Consider the following 24,811-nt stretch of genomic DNA (forward strand, 5'->3'; position numbering starts at 1 on the left):
AAATGATTTTTAAAGTTGCTTTGTAGCGTTATGATTCTTCTTTAAAGCTGCGCGGTATTCGTAAAGAATAATCTTGAAATCATCAAGCATTTCATTGCTTAACTCAGACGGATGAAAAGTATCATAACCTTCTTTATACTCTTTCTGATCTTTTCTTCCTCTCAAATTACGTTCTTTATCGATAATATAAACATTAGAAGTTCCAAGGTTTTCATTCAATTTTTCTTTTAAATGCAATCCGTCATAAAACTTTTGGATTTCTTCTTTTGAAGCAAAAACAAAGTTCCAGTTTTTAACATCTGTAAAAGGAGATAAAGCATCAACAATTTTTTGAGCTTCTTTTTCAGTTCCAACAGGACACAAAACCACAAACTGAAGATCTTCAAAACCATTATAACGTTTGTAAATCTTTTCGTTTAAATTAAAATAATTACCTCTATTTTCCAGAATGTTTGTACCTGAAAAACCTAGCACCGTAATTTTTTTATCAAGGGAGATTTTTTTTCCGTTTAATGAATTCCAGTTTCCAAAATCGGCCACTTTAGGTGTTATTATAGGAAGTGTTGTAAAACTATTTACACCAGAAGCAAAGAATAAATACGCTACAATTGGCAATACAAAAAGTACAAAGAGAACTATATTTTTTTTCATTGTATTAACGGGGAATTATTGAGGTACAAAAATAAAAAAAGCTCCGTAAATCGGAGCTTCTTTTCGAATTAATATCATGTTAAAAATTCCATTTAATAGTAGAATCTTTAAAAACCCCATAAATATAATGCCCTTCTGTTAACAGAATAAACAATAAATATAAAACTAGGAAGATAACAGGAGAAACTACAGACCATCTAAGGTTGCTTTTTTCACCTTCCATGTGCATAAATGCCCATACAATATAATACGCTTTGAAGATTGTTAGGATGTAGAAAATCCAGTTTAACAAATTCAAACCAACGAAATGAGTAAATTCTAATGATGCAGGTTTGTAGATACCTAAAATAACTTCTACTGTAGTTACTACTGAAAGTAATGCGAAAACAAACCAGATTCTTTTTGTATTTGATACGTGCTCGTGTGACATAATAATTAAATGCTAAAAATTAAACTAGGTAGAATACTGTAAATACAAATACCCAAACTAAATCTACGAAGTGCCAGTATAAACCAACTTTCTCAACCATTTCGTAGCTTCTTCTTTTCTCGTAAGTACCCAATAATACATTAAAGAAAATGATGATATTGATAATAACTCCAGAGAATACGTGGAATCCGTGGAAACCTGTAATAAAGAAGAAGAAATCAGCAAATAATTTATTACCGTACTCGTTTCTTATCAAGTTAGCACCTTCTACTACATATTTAGCATTAGCTAAATGTTTTTCAGATTCTTCTCTTGATAAAACAGTCTTTTTCTTTTTATCTGTAAGTTTTTCTGTTCTGATTAAAATTTCTGGGTGAGCTTTAAAACCAGCTTGAACCTCTGCAACTGTAAATGATGGTAAAGATTGTGCATCTTCCATAAACCAAGTTGAGTGGCTTCTTGTTAAAGCTTCTCTTTGTTCTGGCAATTTAACAGCAAAATCAGCTAAAGCTACTCTTTTACCATCTTTATCCACAAATTGAAGCAAACTTCCTCCAACTGTTTCAACTGCACCATATTCACCTTTAATGAAGTTTTTCCATTCCCAAGCTTGAGAACCAACGAAGATTAAACCTCCAATAATAGTTAAGAACATGTAGATAGCAACTTTTGTCTTTTTCAATTGGTGTCCTGCATCAACAGCTAATACCATTGTTACAGAAGAAAAGATCAAAATAAAAGTCATTAATGCTACATAATACATTGGAGCCGCAACACCATGCATAAATGGGAAGTGAGTGAACACTTCATCAGCCAAAGGCCAAGTTTCAATAAATTTAAATCTAGAAAAACCATAAGCTCCTAGAAATCCAGAGAATGTTAAGGCATCTGATACGATAAAAAACCACATCATCATTTTACCATAACTTGCTCCTAAAGGCTCATTGTGACCGCCTCCCCAAGTTTTTTCGTCGTTGTTTGCAGTAGTAACTGTCGCTCCCATAAAAGATATTCGTTAAAAAGTTCCCAAATTTACGTTTTTTTCTTATTTAAAGAAATATAAAAATAAAAATAAATATACCCATAATAAATCCAAAAAGTGCCAATACATCGCACCTAGCTCTATCCCAAGAGTTTGAGTCGAATTGTATTTTTGTTTAAAATGATTATAAATTATAATTAAAAGTGAAATTAATCCGCCAGCCAAGTGCAACAAGTGTGTAACTGTTACCACATAAAGAAAAGTTGTAGTAATTGAACTACCTTCTCCTGTAAAGTAATACCCTTCTGCAACGATTTGTCCAAATCCTTTGAATTGTAATACTACAAATAAAATTCCTAAAGCTAAAGTTCCAAGAAGCAATCCTGTTACTGCGCTTCTATTGTCTTTTTGAATAGCTTTTTTTGCTAGGTAAAAAGTAACACTGCAAGCAATAATTACTGCTGTACTCCAATAGAAAGCTGAAGGAAGTTCAAAATTCTTCAACCAGTCTGCTCTTGATTTACTTACTACAAATGCACTTGTTAACCCTGCGAACATCATGGTCATACTAACCATAGCAAAAAGTAAAATCAATTTAGCCGATTTTGACTTTCTTACTTGTTCTTCGTTTGCTTTTAATGTCATTTCCATAACTATCTTAAAAATTTATCTACTATAAATACAATTTGCAAAAGTGAGATATAAGAAACACTCACTAGCATTAATGTTCTCGCCGCTTTTGCAGTTCTTAGCTTATACAAACGAACGGCATAAAAAAGCATCCAAATCCCTAATAAAAACACCAAAACTGCTGCAATTGGAGAAATAAATAATTGCCCTGTAAAACCTAACACAGGTAATAACGATGCTATGATAAGCCAAATTGTATATAATATGATTTGCAATGCTGTTCCTTTATCTTTTTTACCTGTTGGCAACATAAAAATTCCAGCTTTTTCGTAGTCTTCATACAAAAACCATCCGATAGACCAAAAATGTGGAAACTGCCAAAAAAATTGAATTAAAAATAAAGTTCCTGCTTCAATACCAAATTCGCCTGTTGCCGCTACCCATCCTAACATAAACGGAATTGCTCCAGGAAAAGCTCCAACAAAAACAGACAATGAAGTAACTGTTTTTAGTGGCGTATAAACACTTGTATATAAAAATATCGAAATTGCAGCAAACATTGCCGACTTTGCGTTTATAGTATAAAGAAGCGCAATACCAAGAATAGTAAGCAGACTCGCCACCAATAAAGCTAATTTAGGAGACATACGCCCTGAAGGAACTGGACGGTTTTTGGTACGATCCATTAACGAATCGATATCTTTTTCGATTACTTGATTGAAAGCATTTGAAGCCCCCACCATACAGTAACCGCCAACTGCCAAAACAGCCAAAACACTCCATTTGAAAGGATGCTCAGAATCTACTCCTAATAAATATCCGGCAATCGAAGAGAACAATACACTAATAGCTAAACCAGCTTTAGTAATCTCTTTAAAATCCAGAAATATTGATTTGATTGATAATGTATTTTTTGCAGCGTTCAATACCGTTGTTTTTGTGTATTTTTTTTGAGTGGTGCAAATGTACAAATTAGATTGTAGAATTTAGACCTATAAAAATAGATTTTTTTCAATAAAACCTTTACAAATTAAGATCTCAGCATTCTTTAACACTATTATTTCGAAAAATCTTATTAAAAAGACTAGTAATCAAAATACCAATTAAAAATATCTGAACGTAAACCAATGCTAAACCAAGTCGTACTTTGTTTAAAAGTTGTTGCCGTTTCTTGAGTCGGATCAAAATTTCTGTAAATTAAGCTCCCAAACAGCTTCAGATTTGTCATAGGATTAATTAAATAACCTCCTTGAACATCAGCAATAAAAACATTTGTTTTATTTCCTTGTCCGATTTTTACACCTGTGTCATTAGGACGCTTTACATCATAGCTTTTATAAATATTTCCCCCATAGTTATATGAGTCTTCTGCAGTATCAAAATCCAAGCCTCTGGTTCCAACTGTCAATTTAGCATCGGCAAGCCAACGCCCTTTATGATATCTAGCAATTGCAATAAGTTCTTTAAAATTTCCTCCCCATTGGTGCCCAACACTCTGATTATTGTGTCCATAATTAGTAATAACAGCACTGTGCGAGTACACGTAAGGGCGCACACGATTAAATTCTACCTGCACCAATAAATCTTTTACATTAAACGCATTGAAATACTTTGCTCCAAACTGAAAACCAAATTTATTTTTCCAGCTTTGATTTCCTGCTCCAACATCAGAAACAGAAAACTCATCAATCAAAAATTGAGAATACAGATTTATGCTATTATTCCATTTGTATTTTCCTGTTATTCCTAAAAGCGCATTTCCGCTTCTAGACGAAGATCCAAATTCTACGGCACGGTAAAAAATAATCGGATTCACAAAATTAGCATCAAAACCTCTATCGTTTGTGTTAGTCCAAACCACAGATTCAAAAAAACCTAAGTTTACTCTATTTGAAACATTCCAGCTCAAATAGTGATTAGCCATAAATTTGGTTGCATACGTTTTTTCTTCTGTCACTTCTGGACGAACATCTTTCATCCACATATAGGTATTGGTATATTTAATTTTCCAGAATTTGGTATTTATTTTAAAATACGGGTACGGACTTGCTCCATCACTTTCTAACAAAGAACGATAACCGTCACCAATAAAATTTCTTCCATAACCTAATTGAAAATCAAATATTTTTCCTGGCGCGAAAGTAATATTCGCTTCTGCTAAAGGAAAATCATAAGCATCTGTCTTGAATCTTTTTGCAATTCCAACCCCAGGAATGATAGCCGGATTCCCTCCAGATGGTTTAATAGATTCTGCATAATCATTAAAATATCCTGCAAATCTTCCTTGGCTTTCAAAAAATGTAGTAGTAAAATTGATTTGTTTTCCTAAGCCTCCTCTAAAATTAAGCGCTCTCGTATTCACATAGGTATAAGACGCATCAAGATCTGAAGCTTTACCCATTTGCAAATCAACTATAGGATTCAAAGCTAACCAATAATCTTCCCCTTGAATCTGAACTAGATTTTCATTCCACCATTTTCTTCCCAACCAAGTTGAAGTCTTTTTCTTTAATGATTCATTAACAGCCTTTAAATTATAATATTTAGAAACCTCAGCATATGTATAAGGCTTAGAAGCCGTATGATTATTACTTCCAACCTGATTCATCTCTGCATCAAATTGAGCATAATAGCTGTGTGAAAATGGAATATTTAAATGACTTTCAAATTCTGGGTTATTATATTTTTTATATACAATACTATCCAGTTCGGTCATTGGTTTTTCTATCGGTTTTAAAATTTCTGCTGCCGCCTGAGCTTCTGCTGCAAGCTGAGCAGAACTTTTTAATGGAATATCAATAGAAATCGTATATTTAGAATATGTTGGTTTTCCATTGTAAGTTGAAGGTTTTATTTTTGGAAATGTCCCGAAAACTCTTTTAGCTTCTTCAGACAATTCTTCTGTTTCTGCAGAAACATAAATCACTTTAAATTCTCCTTCGGCATTTACTTCAAAAAGCACTTTTACAGCCCCATTGTAATTGCTCTGTTTTAATTTTTCAGGAACTTGAAAATTGGTAAATACAAAATCTTGAACTTCTTTATAAAAACAGGTTTCTAATTTTTTACTGTCTAAATTTTCACAGTTAGGAAAAACTGGAAACATTTCTGCCGTAAAACCAGGTTGAACTGAAGAATTACTATTTTGCTGAGAAAAAACAATAAAAAAAGAAAAAATTAAAACAAGGGACAAAAAAAACTTATTCACTTAAAATTGGGGTATTTATTTAATATTGATTTGGGGAAATTTCTCCATTTGCAATTGCTTTTGCAGCTGAAGTACCGATGCGCTTTACTCCTAAACGAATCATCTCAGCTGCCTCTTCAAATGAACGTACGCCGCCCGCTGCTTTTATCGAAAGAGGCGAAGCATTTTCAAGCATTATAATTATTGCTGGCACTGTTGCACCATTTGGAAGACCGTTTTCTGTTTTGTAAAAACCAGTAGAAGATTTTACAAAAACAGATTCAAAATCATCTTCTTTAAAATTAGATACCACAACATGTTTTATTAAAGCAGATAACTGAATAATTTCTTTATCTGTTAAAGCAGCAACTTCAATAATCCATTTTACTGTTTTATCGTTAGCAAGTCCAATTTGGGTTCCAATTAAGATTTCTTTTTTTACTAAATCGATATCCCCATTTTTGAATGCTTCATAGTTACAGACAAAATCTAAATCATCAGCTCCATTAGCAATAGCTTCATTTGCTTCTTTAATCTTGTCTTCCAAACTTGACTTTCCTTCTGGAAAATCAATCACAGTTCCAATTAACAAAATAGAATTGGCTTCTACAATCATTTCTTTTGCCATCGCAACATATTCTGGGCGAATCATAATCAGCTTAAAACCTTCCTGAATCGCTTCGGTAATTGCATTTTTTACCACAACAGCATTTTCTGCTTCCGAAAGACCAGCTTGAGATGCAGTTTTTAAATACGTAGAGTCCAAATATTGCTTTACATTCATTTTGATAGAAGTTGCACAAAACCAGCACAAAAGTACATTTTATATTGAAAAAACATAGCTTTTAAGTGCTTGATTTTCTTGTAATAAAAAACCCACCGAAGTGGGTTTTGAAATTATATTTTATCTATTTGCCTTTTAAAAGCTATTGCTGAAAAAACTGCCACAATCGCTCCAAGAGCATTTGCTAAAACATCTGTAACATCTGAAGCTCTTGTTGTTGTAAGAGCGCTTTGGAGAATTTCGATTGTAATTCCAAAAAAGACAGAAAAGATAAAAGAAATCAAATAGGCTTTATAGTCATCTGCATCTTTTCCTTTTAATTCTTTTTTGAAAAACAAAATCCACGAAATTGTAAATCCAAAATGAAAACAGAAATGTACAATTTTATCAATACTTGGAAAATTAACCGCTGGTATATTACTAGAATCTGTAAGACAAAAATAAGTAATGATTCCCGAGCAGATAATTGCCCAAATTAATAAGAGTTGTTTAGGCACCGATTAAATCTTTATAAGCTTGATCAGATAATAGAGAGTCAATTTCTGATGCATCAGCAATTTTTATTTTAATCATCCATCCAGCTCCGTAAGGATCTGAATTTACTGTTTCAGGAGCACTTTCTAAATCTTCATTAAAAGCAATGATTTCACCTGTTAATGGTAAGAATAAATCAGAAACTGTTTTTACAGCTTCAACCGTTCCAAAAACCTCATCTTTATCAAGTGTCTGGTCTAAAGTTTCTACTTCAACATACACGATATCTCCTAACTCTTTTTGTGCAAAATGAGTGATTCCTACTGTTGCAACATCTCCTTCGATGCTAACCCATTCGTGATCTTTTGTGTACTTTAAATTTGCTGGTATGCTCATAATAGTTGTGTTTGAAAATTGATTGTTTAAAATTTAAGCCACAAATGTAATAATCTTCTAATAAAATCTAGTTTAGAAACTAAAATTTAATTTCCAAAATTATAACGAAGTGTGAAACCTGATCTGATATTCGTTAAAGGAAAAGAAGTTGAAATAACTGCTTTCGAGAACGAATGGTCATAATAGAATATTGCCGTTAAGTTTTTACTGAAAGCATAATCTGCCGTCAATTTCAACGTCCATATATTCTGTCCTGCTGCTAGCTGGTTATTATCGTAATCTAAATAGCGAACCAAAGTTTCGTTATTTCTATATGAAAAATCAGCTTTTATGTTGATATCACTTTTAATAATTCCAGTCGGGTTATCTGCCAATCTTGATGAAATAATTACATCTTTAAAACGATATCCTACTCCTACAACATATTCTACTCCTCTAACTTCTGTCAATAAATTATTATCAAAACTCATAGACAAAGCGCGATCTTTTTTAACCTCTGTCAATAAACGGAATGAATTTTTAAGCTCAAAATCAACTCTAAGCAGTGGACTAAATTGTTCTACTAAGTTGACATTAGACATAATCGTTTTATTATAGAAGTTCGTATTTACATCTTGTCCTATTGGATTTTCATAATAATCAAAATTAGATCTAAACTGGCTGATCGTATAAGATGCTCTATAATTGTGCTGCAATGAAAAACGTCTAAAATGATCTTTAAAATACTTATAACGCATTAAACCATTATATTTCACATTCCAGTTCGGAATAGGGAAACTTCTAAAAATACCCGTTGAACTCTTCGAAGCATCTGCTCCTGTATAAGCCGCCATAAATGAAGGCAACAAGACAGCCTGATTGCTTTTTGAAAAACCAATAGGATACCCTTCATTGGCAACATATATTTTATAATTAGGATCTGTTTCTGCTGGAATAGGATTATTTACATCTCCATATCTAGGAATTTCTCCGCCTCCATAGTGCTGCTCCGCCAAACGATTTGCAATAACTAAACGGTTGCTTCTAAAATCATCAAATGCAGACGACTCAGTTTCTGTACTTGTTGAAAAAGATGTTTTAATTAATACAGTCGAAATTGAAAACATTCCATAAGTATATGGAGACAAAGGCACATATTCATTTGTTGTAGGATCTACACTATATTGTTCTGATGAGTTCTCAGAATAAGCACGATCCATAGCCAAATCAATTTTTAAATCTGGCAATAAATCAATATTTGCAGTTACTTTCAAAAGTTTGTTGCTTACCTGCGTAAAGTTTTGATTAAAATTCTGATAGCTTGTCAGCCATCCATTTTTAGCTGCTTCAAAACGAACATCATCCTGACTACCAAATACAAATCCCAAAGAAGGTTTAGAAGTCCCAAAGAAACCTACCCCAGGAATATAACCTGGTAAAACTGTTCCGCTGTTTTTAGTATAGTTAATCTGAACGTTTTTAATACTTGTCAATACTCCAATCAAACCATCATAAAAAGGATTGCTACTTGTAACTGGTTTAGCTGTGTTTACAATTTTCTCTCCTGGTTTTGGCGGTGCCACAGGTTGTTTTGTTTTTGCTGGCTTTGCGCCTGGCGTTAGACCTAAATATTTATACAGTGTATTCATATTTAATGTCGTCGAAAAAGTATTTGAATTAGCATTTTGAACTGTATTCCCTAAATCCCAAGACACTCCAGTATCATCAACATATTGCGACATTGCAGTTGATGATCTCTGCCAATTGTAATCGGCAGTATAAGAGTAAGTCGCTTTTACAAAACTAAATATTGGAATTTTGTTAATTGGAATATCATAATTCAGAACCAATTGCTGTAAATGCTGATTTGGTATACCAATATCAAAATAATCATCCCAGATATTAAAATCTTCTTTTGGGGTATTATCGTCATTCAAGAAGTTTCTAACAATATTATTAGACGCTGCTGTATAGTTTAATTTTAATGATTTTGTCAAATTAAATCCGAAACCATATTGGTAATTAAATGCAAAATTTCTTCTATAAAGCGGATCAAGTCCAATACCTTGAACATCTTCAACTTGCCTGTACTGCTGACGGTTGCTTTGTCTTAAGATATTAGTATTAAACGAAATATTTGAAGGAAGATAATTAAAGTTAAAATCGCTCAGCATTTTCCAATAATCACTTTTTTTCATGAATTGGGTCTGCTTAAACGGCACTACCTCTTTTGGCTGGAAAGTATAAGCATAATTTACTGCCGTATTAGATTGTTCATCGTTGTAATTTTCAACTTCATAATCGTGTCTTTCCACCTGATTGTATGATTGAGAAAAAGTAAAGTTTTCTACATCATAAACATGTGGCTTCTGCTCTGGCGCTCTATCTTTTCTTACTCCAATAAAGTTGATGCTTCTACGTTTAGTATAATCAATTGCACGCGTCCTAATATTTTCTTTTTCTGCTGGATCTTTAGTTTCTTTAATCAATTGATCTAACTTAATATCCTGATTAAATGGATCGTATTCTGGTGTAATAACTTCTTCTCCAATAGCATAATTGAATGGAAGATTAATACCCCATTTTGGAGGCAACAGTTTCCCTAAATTTATATTGGTTACGATATTATACTGCTGAATATCTTCACGATCTCTCTCGTTGGCTCCTTGTTCAAGAGAACCAAAACCAATCGTACTCTTTTTACCAGAGGCAGACAACGTCATTAAATCGGCCATATTGGTATCTATATTCAGTAATGCAGCCATACCTCCTTTATTCTCTAAATCAGACATACGAAGTTCGTTAAACCAAACTTCCCCCATAATATCTTTATGATTTGCTGCACTTTTTACTCCGACCATTAAATTTCGGACTAAACCAAAATTCGGATTTCCCTTAATACCTAAAGTTAATTTACCGTCTTGGTCACCTCCATCTACATCAGGATCTCGGTCTGGATAATAAATACCGTTTATATCTCTTTTTGGCGAGTTAATATCGATATTCATTCCCAAAATTTTCATTCTAGTCAATAAAGACAACGCTAAATCAATATTATTTTCTTCAAGCCAAACCTGATCTGGACTAATTGTACAAGATCCGCCTGTTCTTGTTACTTTCAATGGAATTTCAACCTGATAAAAGTTCTGTGTAAAATCGTTACCAAAGCGAATAAATCCAATCATTTCGTCATCCAAAAGCTCATTCTCATTAGGAAGTGATTCAGCATGAAGGAACATTTTTAATTTTTTGTATTGACGCATATCAACGCTTACATTTTTGAAAACCGCTCTAGAATCTTGATATTCTAATCCTGAACCTGCTATTCGCACTGCTAAAGACTGTTCGTTTTGATTTATGATTGTATTATTATTGTACAATTGCTCTCTTTGAACTCCTGGCGGAATAACATAGTTTACAGGACATTTTGTCCCATTTTCTTGAATGTTTACTGCTGCAACATCAAATTGAGTTCCGTCATCATCAGGATTTGTGTCATTTGCATCTAGCGTTCCAGTATACTTTCTCCATTCTCCTCTAACTAAATCTAAAGCTCCGAAACGAACTGTCATTTGATCATTAAACCCAGTCATAAACATACGCATGAAACGAATCGATCTAAAATCGGTAATATTCCCAATAGTATTTTGAGGTTTCGAAACTGGAATTTTAAACTGAATCCATCTCGCATTTGTCGAACCTCCATTTGGAAGTTCTACATTTTGAACCTCTCTAATATCTGTTATATAATTTTCACCAACCTGCATACCTGGTCTAACATCAATACTATATTCATAATAGGCATTGATTGTACTCATAGTATTGTCACGGTTGATATCTTCAACATCTGGAAGGGTTGTAGAACCACGGTTTGGATCATCAACACTTACCGCCGAGTTTCCTTCTGTTCCGTTGTATTTTTTATAGCGTTCCAAAACGCCTCCTTCTGTATTCAAAAAGTACTTATAATTATCTGCAGCAGGATCTTCTTCTCCTGCATAATTGTTATAAATTGATCCTTCTTTTGCATCTGGCAAACCGTCTAAACCGACATCCTGATTCTTACGATTGTCTGGATTTGTATCAAATGCATAAATTAATGATTGAGATGCAGGAACGTCTCCCCAAATTGGCTGCGGGTTTACCATAACCTGATCTGGACCTAAACCATTTTCGTATTGTTTTCTTCCGTCTTTTAAAACGTCTTCAGACACTTCGCCTAAATTAAAATAGATTTTTCCACTGTTAGTTGGCTGGGCTTCTCCAGTACCGACATAAGGATCAAGTACCCAAAACTGAATATACTCAACATTTCCCTGTTCAAAGTTTGTAGAGTTCAGCGCACGCATAATTCCACCAAAATTGGATGATGGATTACTCGAAGCAAAATTTGGATTATTATTATACGGCCCTCTATCTGATGGATAATAAGTTAAATCTAGTGTATTAACCACTTGAATCTGCCCTTGTGCAATATCTGTATTTGGATAAAGTTCTCTACTATAAATTCTTCTTGTTGAATTTAAAGATAAGTCATCATTTGAAATCCCAGATGGTTTTGAGGTAAAGAAAATCGGGTCAATAGTATACCAAGACAGCTTTGCACGCTTATAACCATACTCTAATGTATTTGAACTAGCATTAAAAGTATTGTCTGTATCAGAATTAATAAATGGTGTTGAAGCTAAACTCCATGCATAAGCAGATCTCATATCAATTGTAGTCTGAGTACCTTCAAAATCGTCGATATAGATAGTTGCTTCGCCTTCAAAATCACTCGCTTTTGGAGCATCTGGTTTCAAAAATGCAATCTCCCCGCGGATCGAAAGATTTGAAGGAACATCTGTATCTATATTTGGCAGTTTATTCGCTAATCTTGTTAAAAATGGAACTTCTGTTGCATAATTTCCGTTAAAACCAAAAATAGTATTATTTACAGATTCTTGACCGTAGCTTGATTTTTGGGTAAAAGGACGTTCTGTCATTTTTAAGAATGTTCCACCCACAACAAACTTTTCAGAGATTTTATGCTCAACATTGAATCCCATGAATCTTCTCGTCTGCTGTCCAAAGATTGAGTTATTTTCTAATGAAACTTCAATCGGAGTATTAGAAGCCTGAAGCGAAGGATCTAATATCTGCACTCTTCCTAATTGATAATCTACACTATAATCTATACCCTCTATCAAAACTCGTCCTGCGGCTGTTACAACCACAGAGCCCTGTGGCACATTAAAGGCACCAATAGGAATGCCATTACTTCCAGAAGATTTATATTTTCCCCTTAATAGGAATTTGTTTTTATCACTATCCTGCAAAGCACCGGCCTGAGTATTCTTATACATGTTTCTAAATACATATTTCTTCTGATTCGGATTATATGTAGCTGGATCATTGTAGCTTTCTCCAGAATTGGTATTTAATTTTCTAAATAAAAGTTCTCCAAATGGCTCTTTAGTCGTGAAAATAATTCGTGCATTCTGTACATCAACAGTTACTCCAGGAACATAATCAAAGAATCCGTCTCCTCCTGTCTGCGGATCGTTGTTATAATTTAAACGGTCAAGATTAAAGACATTCAATAATGGTGTCTGGTCTAATTTATCATCTGGCGCAGGATTTGGAGGAAAAGTGCTCCCTTGAACCGGTGTAATATAATTGATTGGCGAAGGATCTGTGTAAAGAATATTAAGCCTGAAATCTTCCTGTTTGATTTGATAAGCTTGTGGAATCTGATACACGTTTTTCATCATCAAGTTCCAAACTGGATTTTGAACGTTTGTCAAACTGCTTTTCAGCATTTTCAACACCAAACTCTGCGTTACGATTGCCTGATTTCCGTTATTATTTCCTGTAACTACGGTCCCATCCACACCATCACTTCCAAATTCTCCGACTTGGTACACTTTTCCTCCAACCGTATATTCAAATGCAACTGCCAAGATTTCGTCATTGGCCAAACGCTGTTGCAACGAAATATAACCTAACTGTGCATTAAAAGTATATTCTTGAGTGGTTAATTTTCTAGCATTTTCCAGAACAGAATAATCTGTACCTTCATTTGTATTAGCATTATTAAATCCAGATTTTGCGGTTACAATTTCTCTAATATTAGAATTTAAATAGCTTCCTGGTTTTCCAATTGCTGCAGGATCATATTTATTATTGGTATTATCTGTTGGAGAATCTATAGGATTATTAAAGAAACCAGCAGGATTTGTAATGACAACCACTTCATTATCTGGCACACCAGAAACCTGACCTTCTCCTAAATCTTGAAGTGCAATAATATTTCTTAAGTTATTATTTCCTGTTGTGATTCTATTCTGTTTATTGGTTACCCAAACTTCAATCCTTGTAACTTGAACACGGCTGTCTATTAATGGATAATTCTTTAGCGAAGCATCATATTTATTTCTAAAATATTGTGATAAGAAGAAATGTCGGTCGTTATCATAATCTAAAGCAAATAAATCAAAGTTCTGAACGGTTCCGCCACCCTCTGCGACTATACTTTTGGTTTGAGACTTCTGTTCTGAGAAAACTCCCGTAATGGTTGTCTTACCAAATTGCAGCTGGGCTTTTACTCCAAATAAACTTTGTGCGCCTCGAATAAGAGTACTGTTTAAAGGCATGCTCACATTACCCACCTCAACTTTCTGAACGATATCGTCTTCTGAAGGTGTATAAGCTAGTTTAAATAAGTTCTGAAAAGCAAACGTTGATTGTGTATCATAGTTAGCATTTACTTCAAGACGAGTTCCGATTTTCCCCATTAAACTCATACTGATTCTTTGATCGAAATCAAAAGTTAGAGAAGATCTGTTTCTTGGCGAAAATGAAGGATTATCTTGTTTAGTATAACGCAACCCCAAGTCCATCTCTACTGACCCTGTGGGTTTTACGTCTATAGTATTACTTCCAAAAATACTTTCGAATAAACTCGAGTTGATATAATATCTTGGCAATAAATCTTTTTTTGCTGCTTCGGCTCCAGCTTTTTTACCATCAATGGCATCTGATTTTTTTCTAAAATAATTTCGTCTCGATTCTTTTAGAACTAAATCTTCGTATTCTTTTGGAGTTAAAATTAAAGGGTAATTGATAGAGAAACCATCTACTGAAGTGGTGTAAATATAACGATCTGTAATAGGATCGTACTTGTATGCTGAAAGTACACTTGGAGGATCTTCGAGATCTATCTTACCTACTGAAAATTGAGTTTTAGTTGTATCTTGAGTTACCGGTGTAACCTGTGCGCGCGAAACATTACCGCAGAGTAATACCAGCAACAAAATACAAATTTTACGCATAGAATTCTTTTATATAGAATGAAATTTATAAGCTTTTTAGAGCCTTTTTGATAATTGTTTCAACAGTAGCTTCAGGATCTTCTTTTACGATTCTTTCCACCACTTTTTCAGAAGCTTTTCGCACAAAACCTAGAACTTCTAGAGCAGATAACGCTTCATCTCGGTTTCTATTGTTTTGAACAGCAAAAACTTCATCAATATTATACAATTTAACAACTTTTTCCTTTAAATCTAGTATAACTCTTTGTGCTGTTTTGTTTCCAATCCCTTTGATAGACTGGATTATGCCTACATCTCCAGATGCAATGGCATTTATAATTTGCTTTGGCTCTATAGACGAAAGCATTGTTCTTGCGATTCCGGCTCCAATTCCTGAAACAGAAATTAGCATTCTAAAAATTTCTCGCTCCGATTTTTCGGCAAAACCATATAAAGTATGCGCATCTTCTTTAATTTGAAGATGCGTATACAATTTTATATTTTCAGAATTTGGAATTAAAGAGAAGGTATGCAGCGATATATTCACCTGATAACCAACTCCACCACAATCAATTACAACCTCAGTAGGATTCTTTTCTACTAATCTCCCTTGCAAATGTGCTATCATAAATATAGTTTATTAGTATCAAATATAACAAAAATGCCATAAAACTACGACAAATTTGTTCAATCCTTTGCAAGAACGTTTATTGTGTTATTTTATTCTTTTTGCTTTCTTTTTCCTGTGCATCAATAACAGCAATTGCTGCCATATTAACCATTTCTTCAACGCTTGCACCTAATTGGAAAATGTGTACTGGTTTACCCATACCCATCATGATAGGTCCAATTGAATTCACCTTATACAATTCTTTCAACAATTTATAAGTAATATTTGCTGATTCTAAATTAGGGAAAACCAATGTATTGACCTTTTTTCCTGCTAATTTAGAGAATGGGAATTTCTCTTGAAGCATTTCCGGATTTAAAGCAAAATCTGCTTGAATTTCTCCATCAACAATTAATTCTGGGTGGTTTTTATGCAAGTAAGCTACAGCTTCTCTCACTTTTGATGCACTCTCGCTAGTTGAAGAACCAAAGTTTGAAAACGAAACCATTGCGATTACCGGTTCAATTCCAAACATTCTTGCTGTTTTTGCCGTCATGATCGCAATGTTAATCAAATCTTGTGCAGATGGATTAATGTTGATTGCTGTATCTGATAAAAACATTGGACCGCGAGATGTAAGCATCATGTTTGCAGTAGCAATGAGTGAAGCATTTTGTGCTTTTGGAATTAACTGCATCATTGGTTTTACAACAGAAGGATAACTTCTAGAATGCCCTGTTACCAATGCATCAGCTTCTCCTTCATTAACCATCATTGCAGCGAAGTAGTTTCTTTCGCGCATGAATTTTTCTGCATCTAGTTTAGAAACACCTCTTCTTCCTCTTGCTTCCCAAAATGATTTTGCAAATCTGTTACGTCTTTCTGCTTCTTCATCTGTTTTAGGATCAATGATTTCAAGATCAGCATCAAAACCTAATTCTTGTTTCAATTCTAAAATTTGTTCTTTGTTTCCTAATAAAACTGGGAATCCGATTCCGTCTTCGTAAACAATTTGGGCTGCTTTTAAAACGTTTAATTGATCTGCCTCAGCAAAAACAATTTTCTTTGGATCTAATTTAGCACGATTTGTAATCAAACGTACCATTTTATTATCGTTCCCCATACGCTCACGAAGATGATCTTCATAAGCTGCCCAGTCTGTAATAGGATTTTTTGCTACTCCAGATTCCATTGCTGCTTTTGCAACTGCAGGAGCTACAACAGTAATTAATCTAGGATCGAAAGGTTTAGGAATAATATATTCTTGTCCGAATCCAAGTTTCATTGCACCGTAAGCTACGTTTACTTGCTCTGGAACTGGTTCTTTTGCTAAAATGGCTAAAGCTTTTACAGCCGCCATTTTCATTTCTTCGTTGATTTTTGTCGCTCTTACGTCTAGTGCTCCTCTAAAGATATAAGGGAAACCTAAAACGTTATTTACCTGATTAGGAAAATCTGAACGGCCCGTAGCCATAATAACATCTTTACGAGTTTGTACAGCCAAATTATAGTCGATTTCCGGATTTGGATTTGCCATTGCAAAAACAATCGGATTGTTTGCCATTGTCAATAACATTTCTGGTGATAAAATGTCTCCAGAAGATAATCCGATGAAAACATCAGCACCTTTTACTGCTTCTTCTAAAGGAATTTTAGCACCATCAATAGCATACTTCAATTGTAAATCTGAAAGTGCAGGATTATCTTTAGTCAAAAGTCCTTTACTGTTGTACATTAAAACATTTTCAACTTTTACTCCAAGTAAAACATATAAATCTGTACAAGCAATTGCAGCAGATCCCGCACCAGAAACTACAACTTTTACATCTTCTGCCTTTTTTCCTGCCAATTCAAGTGCATTGATTAAAGCTGCAGAAGATATAATTGCTGTTCCGTGCTGATCGTCGTGCATTACTGGAATATCCAATTCTTCAATCAGTCTTCTTTCTATTTCAAAAGATTCTGGAGCTTTAATATCTTCCAGATTGATACCTCCAAAAGTTGGAGCAATATTTTTTACAGTCTGAATGAATTCTTCAACATTTTCGGTATCAATTTCGATATCAAAAACATCAATGTCTGAGAAAATTTTAAACAATAAACCTTTTCCTTCCATTACAGGTTTTCCTGCTTCTGGACCAATATTTCCAAGGCCTAAAACCGCTGTACCGTTTGAAATTACGGCTACTAAATTTCCTTTTGCTGTGTATTTATAAACGTCTTCTTTGTTTGCTGCGATTTCTAAACATGGTTCTGCAACTCCCGGCGAATAGGCTAATGATAAATCTCTCTGGGTTGCATATTTTTTTGTTGGAACTACCTGAATTTTTCCTGGAGTTGGTTCTGCGTGATACAGTAACGCTTCTCTTCTTTTACTCTCTTTGTTCATTGTTTTTAGCTTTTATTCTAGCTTACAAAGATATAAGTCTTGTTTTAAAATGGCGTATTTTTAGCGTTTTCTTTTCCTAAAATTTATTCGAATAAATAGAAAAAGTCCAATAGAAATTGGACTCGTTTGAATTTTTATCGTTTTTAGGTGTGCTTTATTGAGAAATATAAGAATTCAAATGGTTGATTGTATCTTTCTGAATTTCTATAATTGCCTTCACTACATCGCTGATTGAAATTACTCCAACCACTGTTCCATCTTCTAAAACAGGCAGGTGTCTTATTCTTTTTTCGCTCATAAGTTCCATACAATCTTCAAGATTATCTGAAAGTTTTACTGTAAAAACATGACTTTCCATAATCTCATGAACAAAAGTTTCTTTAGAAGATTTATCTTTCAGTACAATTTTCCTAGCATAATCTCTTTCAGATAATATTCCTTTTAAAATATTATCATCCATAACTAAAATTGCCCCAATGTTTTTTTCTCCCATCACTTTTAACGCATCATAAACCGTTAAATTGGAGAAAATCGAATAAACATTTCTTCCTTTTGCTTTAAGTATTTGATCTACAGTCATAATGAAATTTTTTTAGGATTATAAAGTTAAAACAAAAACAAACACGATCTACAGCGAAATCGATTTTTTAAAACATAACTAATTCATTTTAAATATAATACACAAAAATTAAGGTTTTCAAATTTATAGTGTAAAGAATGAATTTGTTTAGAATTGTTTTTTGAAGAAATTTAGATTTTTTAACGTTTACCGACCAGAAACTCCTAGCGGAGTTTTTTCATTTTTTTATAACCATTAAGAATACCCCAGAGGAGCGACATATCACCCTGCTGGGGCTTTTAGGTAGGTGTTTAATATATTTTCTATAAATATTTCGTCCCGCTGGGACTACCAACCAACAACTCCTAACGGAGTTTTCTTTTTTATGATAATTAAAGCAATGCTCCAGCGGAGCATAATATTTATAGCTGAAAAATTATACCAAAAGAAAAGAGCTCCAGAGGAGCGAAATATAACCCCACATTACCCTGTAGAGATTGCAAAAATTTCAGAAAGATATTAACACGACATATATGTCGTGTTATCTTTTTTTTCATTTTAATAGATTTGCTCTCAATACTAATTATAAGATTTATTTTACACAACATACAATCGTATGTTGGAAATAATAAAAAGAAAAAGCATCTTGCATAAAATAATTTAGAATAATAAAACATCTATTTCTTCAACTAAACGCCTCATTATATGGAATCACACGAAATCAAAAATTTAGATCTTAGAAAATTAGCCTCTCTATATTTTCATACTTTAAAACCTGCGAATAACAAAACCAATGTTGCTGAGATTAAGTTTCAAAATTATTTAGAACTTGGTTGTGTCATTACTGATATGCTGAAATTATGTATTTTGGCTTTTGAGCAAGATGCCCATAAAATTCCTGAAACTGACAAAAGTCAATCTATCAATATAGGTTTAATTCTGGAAACTGTTCTTCAGTTAATACTTCAAGATGAATTTGATTTTTTAAGTGAAATTGACTATTTACTTAATAGAAATTCTAATATAATTACAGAATAAACAAAAACCCCTTTTCTGATTTAATACACAGATGATAAAATATAAATTTTATTATTTATCAATTGATTTTTATTAACCAATCAAATGTCCCTACAGGACAAAATAAACACGGATAATCATTTGCGTTCTACCAATCAGTCACTCCTAGCGGAGTGAGCCTCGAATTATATAATGATTGAAAAAACACTCCGTTAGGAGTGACTGATCGGTAGAAAAAAAATTATTCACACCCCAAACCATTATCCCGTAGGGATTATTTCTAAACAAAAACCCCTTTTCTAAAATTTAGAAAAGGGGTTTTATAATTTATAAAGAAGATATTTTACATCGATACAATAATAAACTCGCTTCGTCTATTTTGCATGTGCTGTTTTTCTGTACATTTTACTCCGTCAGCACATTTGTTTACTAGTTGCGTTTCTCCATAACCTTTGGCGCTTAATCGATCTTCGCTGATTCCTTTTTGAACTAACCAGTTTTTGGTTGATTGTGCTCTTTTCTCTGAAAGAATCTGATTGCTTTCTGAAGAAGAACGGCTGTCTGTATGCGAACGAATATCTAATTTCATTGTTGGATATTCATTTAAAAGATTAACCACTTTCATTAATTGCGGTTCTGATGTTTTCTTGATTGTTGCTTTACCTAAATCAAAGAAATTCATAGGCAGATTTAACAGTTTTGCAATATCTACTCCTACTCTTATAGAACCCACTTTTACTGGACTGATTGTCGTTTTTTTAATGGCTACAGTTTTTGCAACAAGAGGTTTAAAAACTTTGTTTAATGCAATCATTTGAATAGTTTCTCCTTTTTCTCTCTGGATTGTTACTGCAACTTCTTTGGCATTGTAATCGTTTTTAGCAGTTCTAATGGTGTATTTTTTGCCACATCTTAAATCAGGAAAAATATAATTTCCTTTTTCGTCTGTCGTAATTGTTCCAACTGGATCAAATTTTTCATTAAACAAAGTCAAAGAAGTATTGGCTAAGATTTCATTTGATTCTGCATCGGTAACTGTTCCCGATAAGTTTTGTTCGCAGATTAGCCTTCTTGTTTCTGTAAATCTGTAAATGTCGTCTAAACCTAGTCCGTTTTCTCTGTTTGAAGAAAAATAACCGCTTCTGCTTTTACTGTCAATGCTAAAAGCAAAATCGTCTTGTTTGCTATTTACTGGTTCACCAACATTTAAAACGTCATCATAACTTCCGTTTGCTTTTATGCGAGAAGCAAAAATATCCAATCCGCCTAAGCCTGGACGTCCGTCAGAAGCAAAATACAATTCGTTATCTCCAGAAATGAACGGAAAAGTTTCTCTTGCTTCAGTATTTATAGCAGGTCCTAGATTTTCTGGTGTTCCAAAAGTTCCATCTTCATTAATTGAAACTTTGTAGATATCAGACTGACCCAACGTTCCTGGCATATCTGATGCAAAATACAATGTTTTTTCGTCAACACTTAAAGCTGGATGTGCCGTGCTGTATTGATCACTATTGAATGGAAGTTCTTTTACATTCTGCCATGTGTTGTCGATAAGTTCGGCTTTGTATAATTTAAGAAGCGTTACGTTTTTATCGTTGCTTCGTCTTTTACCGTCTGTAAAATTATTTCGTGTGAAATACATCGTACGTCCGTCTTTCGTAAAAATCGGACTTGACTCATTAAAGTTGTCTTTTTTTCTTTTTACTAAAAGTTCAGGTTTTCCAACGCTTCCGTCTGGCATTAAATCGGCTGTGTACAATCTAGAAAACGATCTGTTTGTCCACTCAAAATTGGCTTTCACCACTCCGCCTGTATCGCGCGCAGAAGTAAAAACAATTTTGTTGTTGTAAACTACGCTTCCGTAATCTGAATATCTAGAATTGACTCCAGCATCGGCAATTTGAAATCTTCCTGAGTTTTCTTTAATATCTTCTAAGTAGTTTTTCTCATTTCTGATTAAATCTGCTCTTTTTTCTGCAGTTGCTTTTTGGTTGAATTTCTGCAAAATCTCATCAGACTTTCTATAATCTCCTACTGATTTTAACGATTGTGCATATCGATACAAATATTCGGGATCTTGGTTTTCGTTTATCACGAATAATTGTTCGTACCATTTTAATGCACTTTTTAATTCTCCATTAAAATAATATGAATTTGCCAAACGCTGAATTATTCCTTGATCGGTAGTCTGTTCAGTTACCAAACTCTCGTAAACTTTTATTGCATCCGCGTAAGCGTACTCTTCATATTTTTTATCTGCATATTTTATATTCATGTTTGTGAATGGGTTTTGCGCATTCACATTTGAAATAAAACTAGACAGTAAAACAATCAAAATTAATTTTATAGCTTTCATAGGTTGTATTAAAAGAATCTTGGGGATATCATTTTATTGAAATTATTAAAGAATTCGAATCTTAAGAAAATCTCGTGAGATCCAGAATTGTATTTTCTTAATTGTGTCGTTTCATGGTCGTAACCATAACCTATGTACATTCCTTTTGTTACTTGAAATCCTGCCATTGCACTAACAGATGCACTCCAACGGTAAGCAAGCCCTAAAACGAATTTGTCGTTGAACATGAAATTTCCTGAAACGTCAACTTGCAAAGGCGCTCCTTCTACCATTTTGGTCATTAAGGCTGGTTTGAATTTGATGTATTCTAAACGATCCAGATTAAATACATAACCTGCTATTAAATAATAATTGATTTTCTCTTTGAAAATAGCCACATCGTCTGAATCATAACGATTTGTTTCTATGAAATTAGGAACCGATAATCCGATATAAGCTCTGTCTGAATGATAATAAATTCCTGCTCCAACGTTTGGTGAAAATTTATTTTTCAGATTCTGAAATTGCGGATCGTCCTGATCTTCATAACTCAATTTATTAATATCGATATTGAAAAGATTGGCTGTTCCTTTTATACCGAAAGATAAATTCCATGATTCTGAAGTTGGAATCGTATAAGACAAATCTGCCGATAAAGTATTTTCTACCGTTGGCCCAATTTTATCATTTACTAAAGAAACTCCAAGTCCTAAATCACTATTTTTTAGAGGTGTATTAACAGAAAATGTGCTCGTTTCTGGCGCTCCGTCAAGTCCAATCCATTGTGTACGATATAAACCAAAAACGCTTAAAGCTCCACGTGAACCTGCATACGCTGGATTGACTTCGATTGTGTTATACATGTATTGCGTATACTGCGCATCTTGCTGCGCATGTGACACAATCGAAAAAAACATAAAAACTAAAATTAATTTTTTCATTTATTAAGCTTTAGAACGGCTTAGTTTTACCTAAGCCGTATTCCATTTTATTTATTAAGGTATAAGTAACCAGATTCTTGGTGAGACTTCTGAGCGCTGTCTTTGTATTTTAAGACATAGAAATACGTTCCAACCGGAAGACCATCTGTTTGTTTGATCGTAGAACGTCCATTAGAATATCCAACAAATACTCGATCATTATTATTATATTGATCTATATTGAAAACCAAAACTCCCCAACGGTTATAGATTTCAACCGTATTATCTGGATAACATTCAATTCCTCTAATGTAGAATCTTGCATTCTTACTGTCTCCGTTTGGAGAGAAAGCATTCATTACTTTAATTGAACATCCGTTTAAGTCTAAGACTGTTGGACTATCTCCACTGTTGCTTGCATCATCTGACTGATCTTCAACAATAACTCCTCTTACACTGCTTCCTTTTACAGTTGCCTGATTACTTACACTGCCTCGATTAATATCTTCTTGAGTAATTTTGTAGACTGCTGTGAAATTCGTTTCGTTAGATTCGTTAACTCCCAAATTAATTGCTTGTCCAGAAACTACCACTCCTGGCAATGGATCGTTTATTGTGATTCCAACTAGAGGCACATTTCCTGTATTGGTTACTGTAAACTTGTATGTAATTGTTTCTCCTGCATTTGCAAAACCGCTCTTATTTTCGTCATTGAAAACTGCTGTTTTGATTACTGAAATAGCTGGAACTTCAACAAAAACATTTAATACAGCCGTAGAACAATTTGTCGGATTTGCTTTTTCGCAAACTTGATAAGTTAACTGATAATTTGTTCCTGGCGTGTTTGGTTTAACATTTATCGTACCGTCAGCATTCCATTCAAAATATGGACTTTCTGTTACAGGTTTCACTACAACATCTGCAGGATTTATTGGTTTTCCGTTTATCAAATCATTTTCTAAAACATTTATAAACTCTAATGAACCATTAATTCCATCAACGCTAACATCATTGTCGTCATTTAAAGTAATCTGATTTGCTGTTGGTGGACCTGAGTCAATATTATTCTCAACAGTAATCTTAATCACCGCCTGACTGCAATTTGATGCATTCGCAGCTTCACAAATCTGATATGTTAATTCGTAAACTCCATCTGGTGTATTTGTCGCAATATTGATTGAACCATCAGCATTCAATGAAATATTTGGATGGACAACCGGAACTGATAGAATAACAGCTGAAGGATCGAATTTTACTCCATTTAACAAGTCATTTTCAAAAATATTAATCGTAGCATTTGCACCTTTTTTAGCATCTACAGGTCCTGCCACATCATTATTTGCTTTTATAGCAAATGTTGGACGTGCATTACAATCTGGTTTAACAGGCGGATATGCAACAGAAACTGTAACAGTTGGATTTAATGAAAACTCGATTTTCACTCCATTTCTAGTAGCTTCAAATCCGTCGGCACCTTCTGTCCATATACCATTATTTAAAATCCATCCTGGCCAATCAATTCCATTTCCGTTATTGTCAATTTCTGCTCCTGGCCATAGAAGATTTCCACTTAATGGCAGATTGGTCTGAGTTGCTACAACATTATTATTGCTATCAATCCATTTTACAGTTAATAAATTATTAGCTACGAAATTATCTGGTGAAACTGTATAATTAACATACGGAACATTGTTTGAACAATAGCTTTCTGCTGTAATTGTCATTTTTGGTTCTGTCACCGTTACTTTTACAATATTTGAGGCACAGTTATCTGGATTCAATTTCTCACAAATAGTATATGTCAATTCATAGTCTCCCGCAGGTGCATTTGGCGCTAGTGTAACATTTCCATCTACATCTACAGTCAGATATCCTTTTGGATCTGCTTGAGTTACTTTAAGATCTACATCTGATGGCACTAATTTATTTCCATCTTTAGTATCATTCTCAAAAACGTTAATTACTGTTTGTGGAATATTTACTCCAACTGCTGATGGCACTAAATCTTCATTTGCTACAAGATTTCCGCCTGTAACTTTCACCACTGTAATTACCGAATCACAATTTGTTGGATTTGTGTTTTCACAGATTTTATATTCTACATTATAATCTGCTGCAGGCGTATTTGGCGCAACAGTAATGGTGTAATCCGAATTTAAAGTAAGTCCCGCTGGAA

17 protein-coding genes are annotated in these 24,811 nt (G+C 33.7%); 1 reads left to right on the forward strand and 16 read right to left on the reverse strand.

From position 1 onward, the window contains the following. Positions 1–9: 9 nt before the first annotated feature. The 13 genes from ABXT06_RS21520 to ABXT06_RS21580 form a co-directional block, all read right to left on the reverse strand. Positions 10–651 carry a hypothetical protein gene (locus ABXT06_RS21520; RefSeq protein WP_354592583.1) on the reverse strand — a complete coding sequence of 214 codons (642 nt, stop codon included), beginning with the start codon at positions 649–651 and terminating at the stop codon, positions 10–12. Positions 652–730: 79 nt separating this feature from the next. After that, positions 731–1,081: a cytochrome C oxidase subunit IV family protein gene (locus ABXT06_RS21525; protein ID WP_354592584.1), complete on the reverse strand. Its 351-nt coding sequence runs from the start codon at positions 1,079–1,081 to the stop codon at positions 731–733. A gap of 19 nt (positions 1,082–1,100) precedes the next feature. Then, positions 1,101–2,084 (reverse strand): cytochrome c oxidase subunit 3, encoded by a 984-nt coding sequence (locus tag ABXT06_RS21530; RefSeq protein WP_354592585.1) that lies wholly within the window; start codon positions 2,082–2,084, stop codon positions 1,101–1,103. 42 nt (positions 2,085–2,126) lie between these two features. Then, positions 2,127–2,714: a cytochrome c oxidase subunit 3 gene (locus ABXT06_RS21535; RefSeq protein WP_354592586.1), complete on the reverse strand. Its 588-nt coding sequence runs from the start codon at positions 2,712–2,714 to the stop codon at positions 2,127–2,129. Between the two features lie 2 nt (positions 2,715–2,716). Further along, positions 2,717–3,619, reverse strand: coding sequence for a heme o synthase (gene cyoE / locus ABXT06_RS21540; protein WP_354592587.1), 903 nt, complete (start codon positions 3,617–3,619; stop codon positions 2,717–2,719). 158 nt (positions 3,620–3,777) lie between these two features. After that, positions 3,778–5,901 (reverse strand): gliding motility outer membrane protein RemB, encoded by a 2,124-nt coding sequence (gene remB, locus ABXT06_RS21545; protein WP_354592588.1) that lies wholly within the window; start codon positions 5,899–5,901, stop codon positions 3,778–3,780. 19 nt (positions 5,902–5,920) lie between these two features. Next, the gene (gene deoC, locus ABXT06_RS21550) at positions 5,921–6,664 is read right to left on the reverse strand and encodes a deoxyribose-phosphate aldolase (RefSeq protein ID WP_354592589.1); all 744 of its coding nucleotides are present in this window, start codon (positions 6,662–6,664) and stop codon (positions 5,921–5,923) included. 113 nt (positions 6,665–6,777) lie between these two features. After that, positions 6,778–7,161, reverse strand: a complete 384-nt coding sequence (locus ABXT06_RS21555) for a VanZ family protein (RefSeq protein ID WP_354592590.1) — start codon at positions 7,159–7,161, stop codon at positions 6,778–6,780. After that, positions 7,154–7,534, reverse strand: a complete 381-nt coding sequence (gene gcvH, locus ABXT06_RS21560) for a glycine cleavage system protein GcvH (RefSeq protein WP_354592591.1) — start codon at positions 7,532–7,534, stop codon at positions 7,154–7,156. The genes ABXT06_RS21555 and gcvH overlap by 8 nt, the downstream gene beginning before the upstream one ends. Before the next feature lie 86 nt (positions 7,535–7,620). After that, positions 7,621–14,826: a T9SS outer membrane translocon Sov/SprA gene (gene sov / locus ABXT06_RS21565; RefSeq protein ID WP_354592592.1), complete on the reverse strand. Its 7,206-nt coding sequence runs from the start codon at positions 14,824–14,826 to the stop codon at positions 7,621–7,623. A 25-nt stretch (positions 14,827–14,851) separates the two neighbouring features. Continuing rightward, positions 14,852–15,433, reverse strand: a complete 582-nt coding sequence (ruvA, locus tag ABXT06_RS21570) for a Holliday junction branch migration protein RuvA (RefSeq protein ID WP_260672516.1) — start codon at positions 15,431–15,433, stop codon at positions 14,852–14,854. A 79-nt stretch (positions 15,434–15,512) separates the two neighbouring features. Next, positions 15,513–17,804 carry an NADP-dependent malic enzyme gene (locus tag ABXT06_RS21575; protein ID WP_354592593.1) on the reverse strand — a complete coding sequence of 764 codons (2,292 nt, stop codon included), beginning with the start codon at positions 17,802–17,804 and terminating at the stop codon, positions 15,513–15,515. Between the two features lie 154 nt (positions 17,805–17,958). Continuing rightward, complete coding sequence (locus tag ABXT06_RS21580) at positions 17,959–18,384, reverse strand: CBS domain-containing protein (RefSeq protein ID WP_177210944.1); 426 nt, start codon at positions 18,382–18,384, stop codon at positions 17,959–17,961. Positions 18,385–19,068: 684 nt separating this feature from the next. Between ABXT06_RS21580 and ABXT06_RS21585 the strand changes: the two genes are divergently transcribed. Continuing rightward, entirely contained in the window at positions 19,069–19,401 is a 333-nt protein-coding gene (locus ABXT06_RS21585) for a hypothetical protein (protein WP_354592594.1), read from the forward strand. A 322-nt stretch (positions 19,402–19,723) separates the two neighbouring features. Here ABXT06_RS21585 and ABXT06_RS21590 read toward each other — a convergent pair whose 3' ends face one another. The 3 genes from ABXT06_RS21590 to ABXT06_RS21600 form a co-directional block, all read right to left on the reverse strand. Then, positions 19,724–21,736 carry an OmpA family protein gene (locus ABXT06_RS21590; RefSeq protein WP_354592595.1) on the reverse strand — a complete coding sequence of 671 codons (2,013 nt, stop codon included), beginning with the start codon at positions 21,734–21,736 and terminating at the stop codon, positions 19,724–19,726. 8 nt (positions 21,737–21,744) lie between these two features. Beyond that, positions 21,745–22,656 (reverse strand): PorP/SprF family type IX secretion system membrane protein, encoded by a 912-nt coding sequence (locus ABXT06_RS21595; RefSeq protein ID WP_354592596.1) that lies wholly within the window; start codon positions 22,654–22,656, stop codon positions 21,745–21,747. Positions 22,657–22,703: 47 nt separating this feature from the next. Then, positions 22,704–24,811 (reverse strand): T9SS type B sorting domain-containing protein (locus ABXT06_RS21600; RefSeq protein ID WP_354592597.1); only part of this gene is annotated, 2,108 nt, incomplete at its 5' end.

The organism is Flavobacterium sp. UW10123 (assembly GCF_040538975.1).
Lineage (GTDB): Bacteria > Bacteroidota > Bacteroidia > Flavobacteriales > Flavobacteriaceae > Flavobacterium.

What these genes read in the sequence shown, in the direction of transcription:
- ABXT06_RS21520 (WP_354592583.1), bottom strand. Translation starts at nt 651, where the DNA reads ATGAAAAAAAATATAGTTCTCTTTGTACTTTTTGTATTGCCAATTGTA.
- ABXT06_RS21525 (WP_354592584.1), bottom strand. Translation starts at nt 1,081, where the DNA reads ATGTCACACGAGCACGTATCAAATACAAAAAGAATCTGGTTTGTTTTC.
- ABXT06_RS21530 (WP_354592585.1), bottom strand. Translation starts at nt 2,084, where the DNA reads ATGGGAGCGACAGTTACTACTGCAAACAACGACGAAAAAACTTGGGGA.
- ABXT06_RS21535 (WP_354592586.1), bottom strand. Translation starts at nt 2,714, where the DNA reads ATGGAAATGACATTAAAAGCAAACGAAGAACAAGTAAGAAAGTCAAAA.
- deoC (WP_354592589.1), bottom strand. Translation starts at nt 6,664, where the DNA reads ATGAATGTAAAGCAATATTTGGACTCTACGTATTTAAAAACTGCATCT.
- gcvH (WP_354592591.1), bottom strand. Translation starts at nt 7,534, where the DNA reads ATGAGCATACCAGCAAATTTAAAGTACACAAAAGATCACGAATGGGTT.
- sov (WP_354592592.1), bottom strand. Translation starts at nt 14,826, where the DNA reads ATGCGTAAAATTTGTATTTTGTTGCTGGTATTACTCTGCGGTAATGTT.
- ruvA (WP_260672516.1), bottom strand. Translation starts at nt 15,433, where the DNA reads ATGATAGCACATTTGCAAGGGAGATTAGTAGAAAAGAATCCTACTGAG.
- ABXT06_RS21575 (WP_354592593.1), bottom strand. Translation starts at nt 17,804, where the DNA reads ATGAACAAAGAGAGTAAAAGAAGAGAAGCGTTACTGTATCACGCAGAA.
- ABXT06_RS21580 (WP_177210944.1), bottom strand. Translation starts at nt 18,384, where the DNA reads ATGACTGTAGATCAAATACTTAAAGCAAAAGGAAGAAATGTTTATTCG.
- ABXT06_RS21585 (WP_354592594.1), top strand. Translation starts at nt 19,069, where the DNA reads ATGGAATCACACGAAATCAAAAATTTAGATCTTAGAAAATTAGCCTCT.
- ABXT06_RS21590 (WP_354592595.1), bottom strand. Translation starts at nt 21,736, where the DNA reads ATGAAAGCTATAAAATTAATTTTGATTGTTTTACTGTCTAGTTTTATT.
- ABXT06_RS21595 (WP_354592596.1), bottom strand. Translation starts at nt 22,656, where the DNA reads ATGAAAAAATTAATTTTAGTTTTTATGTTTTTTTCGATTGTGTCACAT.